The 13686-nt window shown below is 65.1% G+C and carries 12 protein-coding genes; 4 read left to right on the plus strand and 8 right to left on the minus strand.

All coding sequences use genetic code 11. The annotated features are described in order from the left end of the window. Positions 1–7: 7 nt before the first annotated feature. Complete coding sequence (locus H2509_RS12085) at positions 8–775, minus strand: pirin family protein (protein WP_182165612.1); 768 nt, start codon at positions 773–775, stop codon at positions 8–10. Positions 776–880: 105 nt separating this feature from the next. Further along, complete coding sequence (locus H2509_RS12090) at positions 881–1057, minus strand: hypothetical protein (RefSeq protein WP_182165614.1); 177 nt, start codon at positions 1055–1057, stop codon at positions 881–883. Positions 1058–1128: 71 nt separating this feature from the next. Here H2509_RS12090 and H2509_RS12095 point away from each other — a divergent pair, with 71 nt between their 5' ends. The 4 genes from H2509_RS12095 to H2509_RS12110 all read left to right on the plus strand — a co-directional run bounded on the left by H2509_RS12095 (position 1129) and on the right by H2509_RS12110 (position 6668). Beyond that, on the plus strand, positions 1129–1335 hold the full coding sequence (locus H2509_RS12095; protein ID WP_182165616.1) for a hypothetical protein: 207 nt from the start codon (positions 1129–1131) through the stop codon (positions 1333–1335). A 467-nt stretch (positions 1336–1802) separates the two neighbouring features. Beyond that, positions 1803–3074, plus strand: coding sequence for a CAP domain-containing protein (locus H2509_RS12100; RefSeq protein ID WP_235974878.1), 1272 nt, complete (start codon positions 1803–1805; stop codon positions 3072–3074). A 139-nt stretch (positions 3075–3213) separates the two neighbouring features. Then, positions 3214–4917: a type I secretion system permease/ATPase gene (locus H2509_RS12105; RefSeq protein WP_182165773.1), complete on the plus strand. Its 1704-nt coding sequence runs from the start codon at positions 3214–3216 to the stop codon at positions 4915–4917. Continuing rightward, positions 4914–6668: an HlyD family type I secretion periplasmic adaptor subunit gene (locus H2509_RS12110; RefSeq protein ID WP_235974880.1), complete on the plus strand. Its 1755-nt coding sequence runs from the start codon at positions 4914–4916 to the stop codon at positions 6666–6668. Before H2509_RS12105 ends, H2509_RS12110 begins: the two co-directional genes overlap by 4 nt. Before the next feature lie 55 nt (positions 6669–6723). Here the strand turns inward: H2509_RS12110 and H2509_RS12115 are convergent, their stop codons facing one another. The 6 genes from H2509_RS12115 to H2509_RS12140 all read right to left on the minus strand — a co-directional run bounded on the left by H2509_RS12115 (position 6724) and on the right by H2509_RS12140 (position 13333). Then, positions 6724–8148: a gamma-aminobutyraldehyde dehydrogenase gene (locus H2509_RS12115; protein ID WP_182165620.1), complete on the minus strand. Its 1425-nt coding sequence runs from the start codon at positions 8146–8148 to the stop codon at positions 6724–6726. Between the two features lie 19 nt (positions 8149–8167). After that, the gene (locus H2509_RS12120; protein WP_182165622.1) at positions 8168–8980 is read right to left on the minus strand and encodes an ABC transporter permease; all 813 of its coding nucleotides are present in this window, start codon (positions 8978–8980) and stop codon (positions 8168–8170) included. Beyond that, positions 8970–9935 (minus strand): ABC transporter permease, encoded by a 966-nt coding sequence (locus H2509_RS12125; RefSeq protein WP_182165624.1) that lies wholly within the window; start codon positions 9933–9935, stop codon positions 8970–8972. Before H2509_RS12125 ends, H2509_RS12120 begins: the two co-directional genes overlap by 11 nt. Beyond that, positions 9932–10921, minus strand: coding sequence for an ABC transporter ATP-binding protein (locus H2509_RS12130; protein ID WP_182165626.1), 990 nt, complete (start codon positions 10919–10921; stop codon positions 9932–9934). The genes H2509_RS12125 and H2509_RS12130 overlap by 4 nt, the downstream gene beginning before the upstream one ends. Before the next feature lie 71 nt (positions 10922–10992). Then, the gene (locus tag H2509_RS12135; RefSeq protein ID WP_235974901.1) at positions 10993–12138 is read right to left on the minus strand and encodes an ABC transporter substrate-binding protein; all 1146 of its coding nucleotides are present in this window, start codon (positions 12136–12138) and stop codon (positions 10993–10995) included. 286 nt (positions 12139–12424) lie between these two features. Next, positions 12425–13333 carry a LysR substrate-binding domain-containing protein gene (locus H2509_RS12140; protein ID WP_182165630.1) on the minus strand — a complete coding sequence of 303 codons (909 nt, stop codon included), beginning with the start codon at positions 13331–13333 and terminating at the stop codon, positions 12425–12427. Positions 13334–13686: the final 353 nt, after the last annotated feature.

Below are 13686 nucleotides of genomic sequence, written 5' to 3' on the forward strand. Positions count from 1 at the left end.
CGGGATCCTAATCAAGCAGCGACGGGTCGAAAGCGGCAAGGTCGAAGAGCAGGATCTCCGCGTCCTTGCCGGCGCGAAATTCAAGCACGCCATCGCCTTCCACGGCCAGCCCGTCGCCCTCGACAAGCTTCTGGCCGTTGACCGTCAGGCTGCCACGCGCCACCTGCACCCAGCCCTTGCGGCCCTCGGCGATGACGTGGTCGATCGCCTCCGCGCCGTCGAGCAGGGCGGCATGGATGTCGGCATCCTGACGAATGCGCATCGAGCCTTCCCGGCCGTCCCCGGACAGGAACAGGCGCAGCCGGCCACGCTTCTCCTCCTGCGCGATATCGAGCGTTTCGTAACGCGGCGAGGCGCCCATCCGGTTCGGGAAGAGCCAGATCTGCAGGAACCGTGCGGGCTCGCTGCGGGACGGGTTGAATTCGCTATGGGTAACGCCGGATCCCGCGCTCATGTATTGCACGCCGCCGGCGCGCACGATGGAGCCGTTGCCGAGGCTGTCGCGGTGTTCCAGCGCCCCTTCCAGCACATAGGAGAAGATCTCGAAGTCGCGATGCGCGTGGGCGGGAAAGCCGCCACCGCCGGCGACCCGGTCGTCATTGATGACCCGAAGGCTTTCGAAATGGACATGCGCGGGATCGTGGTAGCCGGCGAAGGAGAAGCTGTGCGCGCTCTTCAGCCAACCGTGGTCGGCCATCCCGCGTTCCTGCGCCGCGCGCAGGCGAACGGGCGCATGGGAGACGGCCGCCGGGACAGTTCGTGAAATCGCAATCATGGCGATAGGCTCCTGTTTTGGGCGCACTGGAGAATGCGATCAATGCATATCCTTTTCCCGAAACCGGCATCCGGTTTCGGGGACATGCTCCTGCGGATCGCTGCGTCATGTGGAAAAGTAGCGCGCCACCTTGCGTTGTTCACGTAAATGGGATGAGCGCGAGGCGGGAAAAAGGATCAAGCTGCCTGACACAGTGTTCAAGGAAAATGAACGCGGAATCACATGCACGACCGCATCACCAAATCTTCCAACCCGGTCGCTAAAGTTGATCGCGCCTGTCATGGTCCCTCCGTTGCGGAGCGCTAAGCTTTAGTTATCGAGAAATAGAACGGGCACATCCGTTGGGGGTGCGTATGAGTTGGTCTCTTTCCTGGGCCGGACAGTGGGCGGGCGTTCCCGCTTCGTCCAGCGGCTTTGCGCCGCAGACCAAACCCCGTCAGGGGTCCCGGATCGATCGTCACGACGACACCGGGGAGCTTTCGGCCGAGCTTCGTTCCGCTGACCTCGAAGAAGCGCATGAGGCGATGTTGAGGATCGCCGACCTCGACGAGGGCTTCTGAAGGGACGCGACGAACCCGGTACGGAGAGCCCGGCGCGCACGCCGCAGAGCTGCGGCTTTTTCAGTCGAACGTGGCCGCGCGGCAACACAGTAGCGAAGCCCGATCGGATGCCGAGCGTCTCCTCGACGCCTATTCCTTCAGCGCAATCAATGGCAAGCTCCTGCCGATCGATCGCCGCGACTACTCGTTAACAACAATACTTCTCCGCATCTATAGACACACCAAGTATTATACCGCAAACCTGAGGTGGTGAATTCGCCACTGTTTCGCCACGAAACACTCCGTAAAAATGGCAAAAAGCCGCCATTTCCACCCAGAATGACCCTTCTGGCGCCCCATCCCAGTCATATTCCCCGCCTAGAAAAAATCATGTCAGGCAATGAATATTTATTGCTATGGGCAAAGACAATCTTGGTTAATCAAAGGGATGGATACGAATGCCAGAGCCCAGCGCAAATGAGCAATACTTGCTCGAGTTGATAAATGCGGAGCGAGCAAAGGCCGGCGTTCCACCGCTCGCGTTCGACTCGGAACTCAATGATGCGGCGGAGGATCACAGCGAATGGATGATCCAGACCGACACTTTCTCCCATACGGGCGTCGGAGGCTCCTCTCCCACGACGCGCATCCGCAATTCGGGATACGATCTCACCGGTTCCTGGGCAACGGGTGAGAACATCGCCTATGCCACCTTGCGCGCGCCTTCAGGCACGCAGGACGAGGTCGAGCTCCTGCATCAGAACCTGATGAATTCGTCGGGACACCGCGCCAACATCCTCAACGGCAATTTCCGCGAAGTGGGCCTCGGCTTCGAGACCGGCGAGTATCGCGGACGCGACACAGCCTTCGTGACGGAGAATTTCGCCAAATCGGGAAGCGACGTCTTCCTGACCGGTGTCGTCTTCGACGACCAGGACGGCGACAAGTTCTACGATCCTGGCGAAGGCATGGATGAAGTGACCGTGACGGCGGTGCGCTCCGACGGGCGGACCTTCCAAACCACAGTCTATGATTCCGGCGGCTACAGCCTGGCCCTCCCGGCCGGCACCTATCAAGTCACGTTCTCCGGCGGCGGTATTGCCGAAACCACCAAGCAGGTGAGCATCGGCAGCCAGAACGTGAAGCTCGATCTCGTGGATCCGGCTCTCGGCAGCAGCGCCCCACCGGCGCCGCAGCCCGAACCGGAACCTCAACCCCAACCCGAACCGGAGCCTCAGCCCCAGCCGGATCCGGACGAGACGGCCGGCGGCGATACGGGAGGCGATACGGGCGGCAGCACGGGTGGTCCGACCGGTGGCAGCACGGGTGGCAATACCGGCGGGTCCTGGGGCGGCTTCCGCTTCCGCTGGAGCTCGTCGAACAACAACAACACCACCACCAACAACAACGACAATGACGGCGGCAATACCTTCGGCGGCTTCCGCTGGAGCTTCTCCACCCGCAGCCGGACACTTTCTGAAAACGAGAGCGGTGACGACACGGACGCGCAGACGCCCGACTCCACGAATGACTCGTTCAACTTCGGCGACGCGATCAATGCCAACAATCCCGGCAGCTTGGTCGGCGGCAACGAGCCTTCGGGCAACAGGATCTTCTCCTTCGGACATTCCGACGGCGACCTGCCGAGCTGGTTCAATCTGGCGGAGAGCCATGCGCCGCTCGGAGACGACGTGTCCGCCGACGCGATCATGGGCCGCGTGCTCGCCAATCTGACGAGCCACCTGCCCTCGGACCACTAAACGTCGCAGATCATGTCCCCGTCGCGCCTTGCCTTGCGGGCAGGACGCGGCGGGGATCGGCACATCCGGGAGACAAATCGGCGTGGCGAAACGGATCGACGAGGGATTGCACGGGCATCCACCGCGCACCGAACTCGGCATGGCGCTTGGCGCCTATCGCAGCACCTTCCTGGCAATCGGCGGCTTCAGCGGCTTAATCAACCTCCTGATGCTGACCGGCTCGCTATTCATGCTGCAGGTCTATGACCGGGTATTGCCGAGCCGCAGCATCCCGACGCTGGTCGGGCTCTGTGTGCTTGTGGCCGTGCTCTACGCCTTCCAGGGCGTGCTGGAGACCATCCGCAGCCGGTTGCTAACGCGCATCTCCGCCGGCTTCGACCAGCATCTGAGCGCCCGTATCTTCCAGATCGTCGTGAGACTACCGCTGAAGGCGCGTGGCGCCGGAGACGGCCTGCGCCCCTTGCGCGACTTCGACCAGGTGGCAAGCTTTATCGGTAGCGCCGGACCTGCGGCCTTTTTCGACCTGCCCTGGATTCCCCTCTATATCGGCATCGCCTATGCCTTTCATCCGGCGCTTGGGCTGACGGCGCTCGGCGGCGGGCTGCTCCTGATTGCCATCGCGCTCTGGACCGACCGGTCGATCCGCTTCCCAAGCCGCGCCGTTGCCGCTTATTCAGCACATCGCAACGCGCTGGCCGATGCCACGCGGCGCAATGCCGAGGTGCTGGCGGCCATGGGCATGGAAGAGCGCTTCACGGCACGCTGGCGCAAGGCCAGCAACGAACACCGTCGCGCCCGCGACCGGGTGGGCGACATTTCGGGCGGGCTCGGTGCGATGACCCGCATCTCCCGCATGGGCCTGCAGTCGCTTGTGCTTGGCATCGGCGCCTATCTGGTGCTGGTGGAACAGGCAAGCGCCGGTGTCATCATCGCAAGTTCGATCCTCACCGCACGCGGCCTGGCGCCGATCGAGCAAGCCGTCGCCCACTGGAAGGGCTTCCTGGCGGCAAAGCAGAGCTGGGGGCGGCTCTCCGATCTGCTGGCCGCCATGCCCGCTCAGCCGGACGCGATGGAGCTGCCGGAACCCGGCGAAAAGCTGACCGTCGAACATGTGAGCCTGACGCCGCCGGGAGGACGCAAGGCGGTGGTGGAGGGCGTGGCCTTCGCCGTTCCCGCCGGTTCCGCGCTTGGCGTCATCGGGCCGAGCGGCTCGGGAAAATCGTCACTTGCCCGCGCGCTGGCGGGCGTCTGGCGCCCCTATCACGGCCATGTGCGGTTGGATGGCGCCTCGCTCGATCAGTGGAACCGCGCGAGCCTCGGCCGGCATATCGGCTTCCTGCCGCAGGATGTGGAGCTGTTCGCCGGCACGGTCGCCGAAAACATCGCCCGCTTCGAGCCTGACGCCGATCCGGCCGACATCGTGGCCGCGGCACGGGCCGCCGGAGTGCATGAGTTGATCCTGCGCCTGCCGGAAGGCTATGAGACCGATATCGGCGAAAGCGGCATGGTACTTTCCGCGGGCCAGCGCCAGCGTGTGGCGCTGGCCCGCGCGCTTTACCGCGATCCTTTCCTCGTCATTCTCGACGAGCCCAATTCCAACCTCGATGCGGAGGGCGAGGAAGCCCTGTCGCACGCCATCAGGGGCGTTCGGGCGCGCGGCGGCATCGCCGTCGTCATCGCCCATAGGCCAAGCGCGATCGAAGCCGTCGACCTGCTTCTGGTGATGAACGGTGGCCGCCAGCAGGCCTTCGGCCCCAAGATGGAAGTGCTGAACCGCGTCCTGCGCCACGAAACCTCCCGCCCGCTGGTGGTGGTGCACAAGGGAGAACAGGCCGGATCATGAGTGAATTTCCGCAAGGAACGACGAAGGCCCTGCCCGCCCCGAATCCGGAAACCGAAGCGGATTCCGGGATTCAGAAGGAATTGACCAAGGCGGCTGCCAGCATCGAGTCGCGGATCGCCGCCGACCTGGAAGCGCTGGTCGCCTCGATATCGGCCGACCCGGAACCCCGGGCCGGAACGCCGGCCGGCAACGCCACCGCCAAAGACGACCCGGAAGCGGAGCCGAAGCCCGTGGCGGAATCCCACCAGCCGGTGACGGATCTGCCCGAGATGCCGGACCGTCCGCCGCTCGCCGAGCGGCTGGCGCCCGCTGTGTCGGCGGGAAAGGCAGGCGCTGCCTTCGCCGCAAGGCAGACGGTGCGGTTTTACCGGGCCGCGAGCCCGAGGGCGCGCAAGGCGATGTCCACCATTGCCGACTGGTTGCGGAGCGAGCGGGAAGCCCCGGCTGATCGTGCGGAAGTCGATATCCGCCAGTCGATCCGCAAGCACTTGATGGTGGGGGCTATCGCAGCCCTTGCGCTGGTCGTCGGTATCGGCGGCTGGTCGGCCTTTACCTATCTTTCGGGCGCGGTGATCGCGGGCGGCCACATGGTGGTCGATTCCAGTGTGAAGACGGTGCAGCATCCGTCCGGCGGCGTCGTCAAGGAGCTGATGGTCAGCGAGGGAGATGCCGTGGAGGCCGGCAAGGTGCTGATCCGCCTCGACGACACGACCGTGCGCGCCAATCTCGGCATCGTCTCCAATACGCTGGACGAATTGCAGGCCGCCCGGGCGCGGCTGCTCGCCGAACGCGACGGACTTGCCGAAGTGGCCTTTCCGCCGGAGCTTTCCGGCCGTGCCGGCGACCAGCGCATCGCGGGACTGATCGCCGGCGAGAAACGGCTCTTCACGCTGCGCAACGAGGCCCATGACGGTTTGAAGAGCCAGCTCAGCGAGCGCATTTCACAGCTCAACGAGGAAATCCGTGGCCTGACCGCGCAGGAAGAGGCGAAGGCGGAGGAAATCCGCATCGTCGCTACGGAAGTGGAAGGCGTGCGTGAGCTGTGGAAGAAGAAGCTGGTGCCGATCGCCCGGCTTTCGGAACTGGAACGCACCGCGGCGCGGCTGAAGGGCGAGCGCGGCCAGTTGATCGCCGCGATCTCGCAGGCGCGCGGACGCATCACCGAAACCGAATTGCAGGTGATCCAGCTCGACCAGAACCGGCGCAGCAAAGTGGCCGAGGAACTGGCCGAGATCGAGGCAAAATCGGCGGAATTCGGCGAGCGCCTGGTCGCCGCGCAAGACCAGTTGAACCGGATCGAGATCCGGGCACCACAGACGGGCCGCGTGCTGCAGCTAGCGGTTCATACGATCGGCGGCGTGATTTCCGCCGGCGAGCCGATCATGAAGATCGTGCCTGACAGCGAGGACCTGAGCGTGGAGGCGCGGATCTCGCCGCATGACATCGACCAGCTCTATCCCGGCCAGCCGGCCATGCTGCGCTTTTCCGCGCTCAATCACCGGAATACGCCGGAGGTTCACGCGACGATCACCCGAATCTCGCCGGACCTGATCGAGGATAAGGCGAGCGGCTTTACCTATTACGAGGCGCGCCTCGCCCTCGACGACGGCGAGACCGAACGGCTCGGCGACGTGGATCTGGTGCCCGGCATGCCGGTGGAGACCTTCATCCGCACCAGCGACCGCACCGTGCTCTCCTTCCTGCTGAAGCCGCTCACCGACCAGGTGGCGCGCGCATTCCGCGAGGAGTGATGCAGCCCTGGTCGGCAAATGGACGACAAACGGTCGATCCCTGCTACATTGACGGTCAGTGCGCGATCATCACGTGGCGCACGGCTGTGTAGTCCTCCAGCGCGTAGAGCGACATGTCCTTGCCGTAGCCCGACTGCTTGAGACCGCCATGCGGCATCTCGTTGGTCAGCATGAAATGCGTGTTGATCCAGGTGCAGCCGTATTGCAGGCGGGAAGCCGTCGCCATGGCGCGCGAGACATCCTTCGTCCAGATCGAGGATGCGAGGCCGTAGACGGAGTCGTTCGCCCAGCTTACCGCCTCGTCGACGTCGTCGAAGCGGGTGACCGAGACGACGGGACCGAAGACCTCGCGGCAGACGATCTCGTCGGTCTGCATGGCGCCGGCGATCACGGTCGGCTGGAAGAAATAGCCGCCGCCCTCACCCGTCCTGCCGCCGGTGGTGATCTCCATGTGGTTCATCTGCGAGGCGCGCTCGACGAAGCTCGCCACCCGGTCGCGCTGGCGGCGGGAAATCAGCGGCCCGATCTCGTTTTGCGTATCGTCCTCCAGCCCGTAGCGGATGGTGGAAACCGCGGAGGAGAGATCGGCGACGAGATTGTCGTAGATCTTCGGCCCGGCATAGATGCGGCAGGCGGCGGTGCAGTCCTGACCGGCATTGTAGTAGCCGAAAGTGCGCAGGCCGCTGACGACCGCATCGAGATCCGCGTCATCGAAGACGATGACCGGCGCCTTGCCGCCTAGCTCCAGATGCGTGCGCTTGACCGACTTCGCGGCCGCCTGAAGCACCTTCTTGCCCGTAGCCACGTCGCCGGTGATCGAGATCATGTCGATATCCGCGTGATTGATCAGCGCATTGCCGACGGTCTCGCCACGGCCGAGCACCACGTTGACCACGCCCTCGGGCAGGACTTCGGCGAGGATCCTCGCCATCTTGAGCGCGGTGAGCGGCGTCTGCTCGGACGGTTTGAAGACGACCGTGTTGCCGCCGCCGATCGCAGGCGCCAGCTTCCAGGCCATCATCATCAGCGGGTAGTTCCACGGCGCGATGGAAGCGACGACGCCGATCGCGTCGCGGCGCGTCATGGAGGTGAAGCCGGTGAGATATTCGCCGGCGGCGGCACCCGGGACACAGCGGACGGCACCGGCGAAGAAACGGTAGCAATCGACGATGGCCGGGATCTCGTCCTCGCGCACGCGGTTGATCGGCTTGCCGCAGTTGAGCGCCTCGAGGGCGGCGAAGGCGTCGGCTTCCGCCTCGATGCGGTCGGCGATCTTCAGCAGATAGGCGGAGCGCTCGGCCGGCGTGGTGCGCGACCAGGCAAGGAAGGCCTTGCGGGCCGAAGCGACGGCACGCTCGATCTGGGCCGGCGACGCTTCCGGCAGGTGGAGCAGCGTTTCCCCGGTCCGGGGATTGAAGATCGTCTCCTCCGCCTCGCTGCCCGCTTCGAACGACGATCCGATCAGCATCTCAGTCTGCATGATTGCCTCCCTTGGGATTCTACTTGCCGTGACCGGCGATCCGGTCGCCGTCGCGGGTGAGGTAATAGGCGGCGAGGATGGGCAGGAAGGTCACCATGACCACCACCATCGCCACAACGTTGGTCACCGGGCGCTGGCGCGGCCGGACGAGTTCCTCAAGCATCCAGATCGGCAGGGTCGACTGCTGGCCGGCCGTGAAGGTCGTCACGATCACCTCGTCGAAGGAGAGCGCGAAGGCCAGCATGCCGCCGGCGAGCAGCGCAGTGCCGATATTGGGCAGGATCACATGGCGGAAGGTCTGGAAACCGTCGGCGCCGAGATCCATCGACGCCTCGATCAGCGAAGCGGAGGTGCGACGGAAGCGGGCAACCGCGTTGTTGTAGACGACAACGACGCAGAAGGTCGCGTGGCCGAGCACGATCGTCCAGACCGAGAACGGGATATCCGCGAGATTGAAGGCGGAGCGCAGCGCGATGCCGGTGATGATGCCGGGCAGCGCGATCGGCAGGATGACGAGGAGCGAGATCGTCTCCCGCCCGAAGAACTTCGTCCGCGACACGGCGGCCGCGCACAGCGTGCCGAGCACGAGCGCGATCGCCGTAGAGACCGCCGCGACCCTCACCGACAGGCCAAGCGCTTCCCAGACATCCGGACGGCCCCAGGTGACGGCGAACCATTTCAGCGTCAGGCCGGGCGGCGGCCACTGGTAGCTCTTTTCCTCGGTCGTGAAGGCATAGACGAAGATCAGCAGGATCGGCAGGTGCAGGAAGAGCAGCCCGCAGGCGGCGGCGATCTTCAGGGCGAGCGGAGCCGAGGCACGATCAGAGCGCATCGAAAGCCCCCAGACGCTTGGCGCCCCACAGGTAGAAACCCATGATGACAATGGGGACGACGGTGAAGGCGGCAGCGAGCGGGATGTTGCCCGCCGTGCCCTGATGGGCATAGACCGCCTGGCCGATGAAGAGGCGCGAGGAACCGACGATCTGCGGAATGATGTAGTCGCCGAGCGTCAGCGAGAAGGTGAAGATGGAACCGGCGGCAAGGCCCGGCATGGCGAGCGGCAGCAGCACGTTGCGGAAGGTCTGCGCCGGCGTGGCGCCGAGATCCGACGACGCCTCGACGAGGCTCGCCGGCACGCGTTCCAAGGCGGCCTGCAATGGCAGCACCATGAAGGGCAGCCAGACATAGAGGAAGACGAGGAAGGTGCCGGTATAGCTGACCGAGAGCGAATTGCCGCCGATGACGGGAAGCGCGAGCCAGGCTTCGAGCAGCCAGGTCAGGTGAAGCTTGGCGAAAAACCAGTTGAGGATGCCTTCCTTGGCGAGGATCAGCTTCCAGGCATAGACCTTGACCAGATAGCTCGACCACAACGGCAGCATGACGCCGAGATAGAAAAGCGCCTTCCATTTTCCACTTGCGTAGCGCGCCGCGTAATAGGCGACGGGAAAGGCGACCACGGCCGCGGCGAGCGTGACGGCTGCCGCCATCAGCACCGTGCGGAAGATGATGTCGAGATTGGCGGGAATGAGCAGTTCGCCATAGGTCTTCAGCGTGAATTCGCGGTTGATGAGGCCGGAGAATTCGTCGATCGAAAAGAAGCTCTGCGCGAGCAGGGCGAATAGCGAGCCGAGATAGATGATGCCGAGCCAGAGCACCGGCGGTGTCAGCATCAGGAGCAGGAGCAGGCGCGGATTGCGCCAGAATATATCCGACAGGCTGCCGGCAAGGCCGCCACGCTCCCTGAAGATGGCGGACTGGACCGTCGCGTCGCCGTGAACGGCGGTCATCGCGCGTCCTCCATCAGGTGGAGTTCGGCGCCGTTCCAGTCGACGCGGACCGTGGCACCTTCGGCGGGCAGCATGTCCGTGGAGGAAACGAGGGCATTGAGGCGCAGCCCCTCGAGATCGAGCGCGACCCGTGTCTGGCCGCCGAGGTAGCTGCGGGTGACGACGCGCGCCGCGTGTCCCCCGCCCTCGACGAAGCGCAGGGCCTCCGGCCTGAGGCTCGCCCACTTGCGCTGGCCGGCGATCTTCGCCACGAAATCCGGCGGCAGCACGTTGGACGAGCCGACGAAATCGGCGACGAAGCGCGAACGCGGCCGGCGGTAGATCTCTTCCGGCGTGCCGACCTGCTGGATGCGGCCGGCGTCGAATACGGCGACGCGATCGGCCATCGACAGCGCCTCGCCCTGATCGTGGGTGACGAAGACGAAGGTGATGCCGAGGGATTTCTGCAGCGACTTCAGTTCTTCCTGCATCTGCTCGCGCAGCTTCAGGTCGAGCGCGCCGAGCGGCTCGTCGAGCAGGAGCACCTTCGGCTTGTTGATCAGCGCGCGTGCCAGGGCGACGCGCTGGCGCTGCCCGCCCGAAAGCTGGCTGGGCCGGCGGCTGCCGTAGCCCGGCAACTGCACCAGATCGAGTGCCGCGTCAGCCGCCTTGCGCCGCTCCGCCTTGCCGATGCCGCGGATCATCAGGCCGTAGGCGACGTTGTCGGCAACGTTGAGATGCGGGAACAGGGCGTAGTCCTGGAAAACGGTATTCACGTTGCGCCGGTAGGGCGGCACGCCCTCCGCCGTTTCGCCGAAAATCTCGATATGGCCGCCGGTCGGCTGTTCGAAACCGGCGATCAGCCGCAGGCAGGTGGTCTTGCCCGACCCCGAGGGGCCGAGCATGGCGAAGAATTCGCCCTCGCCGATCTCAAGATCGATCGCGTCGACGGCGCGCACGGCACCGAAATGACGCGAAACCCCGGAGAACAAGACGGCAGTCCGCATGGCAATTCCCGTGGATGGCATGCGCCGGACCGCCGGCGCATGCGGTGTTCACAAAGCTTCACGAAAACCGGTCAGCGGCCGCCGATCACGCCGATATAGTCCGAGACCCAGCGGTAATAGGGCACGCATTCGCCCTGGCTCTCGCATTTGGAGACCGGGGTGGTCCAGAAGCGGATCCGTTCGAAATCGCTCAGGCCGTTCTTCGCGCAGCCCTCGGCGGTCTGCATGCCGCGCCCGTCGGTGCAGGCGGCAGGCACGCTCGGCACCGCGCCGAACCAGACCGAAAGATCGCTCTGCAGGTTGGACGAAAGCGTGTGCTCCATCCACATGTAGGCGCAGTTCGGATTGGCGGCCTCCGAATGCAGCATCGTGGTGTCGGCCCAGCCCGTCGCCCCTTCCTCCGGGATCGTCGAGGCGATCGGCAGTCCCTCGCCCTGCAGCAGGTTCACCTGGAACGGCCACGAGCCGGAGGCGACGACGCCCTCGTTCTTGAAGTCGTCGATCTGGATGAACGCATCGTGCCAGTAACGCGACACGAGCTCGCGCTGCTGGCGCAGCAGGTCGAGCGCCGCCTTGTACTGGTCCTCGTTGAGCTCGTAGGGGTTCTTGATGCCAAGCTCCGGCTTGTGATGCATCAGGTAATTGGCGGCGTCGGCGATATGGATCGGCCCGTCATAGGCCTGCACGCGACCCTTGTTGGACTTGCCGTCGGCCAGCGTCATCTCCTCGAAGACGACGTTCCAGCTCGTCGGCGCCTCCTTGAAGGCCTCCGTGTTGTACATCAGCACATTCGGCCCCCACATGTAGGGGACGCCGTAGTGAACGCCGTTCACCGTATGCCAGGGCGCGCTCTGGAGGCGCTCGTCGACAGCCTTCCAGCTCGGGACCAGGTCCACATTGACCGGCTGGACGCGCTTGCCGGCGATGAGGCGCAGCGAGGCGTCGCCCGACGCGGTGACGAGGTCGAAGCCGCCCTCGTTCATCAGCGCCACCATCTCGTCGGAAGTGTTCGCCGTCTTGACCTGCACCTTGCAGCCGGTCTGTTCCTCGAACTTCGTCACCCAGTCGAAGCTCTTGTCGGTCTCGCCGCGCTCGATATAGCCCGGCCAGGCGACGATGTTGACCTGGCCCTCGCCCGCGCCCAGCGCCTTCAGCGCCTCGGCGGCAAGAACCGGATTGGACGTCAGGGCGAAAGCCGCGGCCGCGGTCGCCGTCATCAATTTGCGAACTTGCATCTTGCTACCTCCCAACAGATCCCCACAAGCGCCGCAGCCGGCCCCTCGCGATCCGGCGGGAGCCGTGGTGCAAGCCCGGGCGCCGCCGGCGGTCTCGCCTCGCATCGCCCTTTTGAATCCAATCGAAAACTCCCCTCGCGCGGCCGCCATCTCGCGTGGCTTCCCCGGCCGGCGATGAAGTCTCCCGCTTGCGCGGCACTTTCACAATTTCATTAATCAGAAATACGATATCGGTTTTTCCGATACCTAGATTTGTCAAGCGCGGGTTTCAGCGGGGCCGGAGCATCCGCTGCGCCTGGGCGACGCCGAGAAAATCCTGCGCCGTGCGCGGCAGCGCCGAGCCCTTGCGCCAGACGACGCCGACCTGAACGACGGGGAGCGATCCCGACACGTCGCGGGATTCGATGCGGTCGCCTTCCAGTGACCAGGGCCGGTAGACGAGATCCGGCAGCAGCGCGACGCCCGCCCCCGTCGCCACCAGGCTTCTGACCGCCTCGACCGAGCGGGTGCGAAAGGCGACATGGGGCCTGGCGCCCAGCGCGCCGAGCAGCTTGCCGGTGGCTTCCTCGATCTCGTCCAGGGTGAGCATGATCAGCGGCTCGCCGGACAGATCGCTCAGCGAGATGCTCTGCTGGGTGACGAGGCGGTGGCTGAGCGGCAGCCACAGGCGATAGGGCGACACCTCCAGGATTTCCGATTCCAGCGCCATGCGGTCGCGCAGGTTGGAGATCACCATCACCGCGACGTCGAGCTCGCCGCCGATCAGCAAATGCTCCAGATAGTCGCCATTGTCCTCGATCGCCGACACCTCGACGGAGGGAAAGGCGCGCCGGTAGCGCGCCAGCATGTCGGACAGCACGTAGCCGGCGACGAGCGACGTCACGCCGAGATTGAGCCTGCCCTCGACGGCGGGTTCCGCCTCCTGAAAGGCGCGGCGGGCATCCGACACGCTGGCCAGAATGGCCGTGGAGTGGCGCAGGAACTGGTGACCCTTGTGCGTGATGTTGAGCCCGCGCGAGTGGCGCTCGAACAGGGTGACGCCGAGATCCGTCTCAAGCTCCTTGATCGCCTCCGTCACCGCGGACTGCGAAATCGATAGAAGCTGGGCGGCGCCCGATACCGTTCCCTGTTCGGCGACGGCGACGAAATACTGCAACTGGCGAAGCGTGAAGGCCATGGGGCGATCAGACGCCAATGGCGCGCGAAGTCAAGGCGCGGGAAGTTCCCTCCGGGTTCCGACGGCGCCGCGGGATCACCGGCTTGCGGCGGGATGCGGGATCGCTGCCGCGAAGAACGGCCGGGTGATCATCAGCATGAAGGACGCGTGGGCGCAGGTCTTACCGGAAGAATGACCAGCCCGGAGCCGGCCGCCCCGCCGGTCGGCTCCTGCGCGGGTTGTGAGGTGGGGCCGGAGGGGAAGGCAGGCTCTCCCTCGTCCGCATCCGGCTGCGGACCTGATCGGCTGATGCTGGCGTAACCGGCGGTCTGTGAGGTGTCGCCATGTCGGGCGTTCACGCTAACAAACGCTGA

It is taken from the genome of Stappia albiluteola (assembly GCF_014050225.1).
In the GTDB taxonomy this organism is placed as follows: domain Bacteria; phylum Pseudomonadota; class Alphaproteobacteria; order Rhizobiales; family Stappiaceae; genus Hongsoonwoonella; species Hongsoonwoonella albiluteola.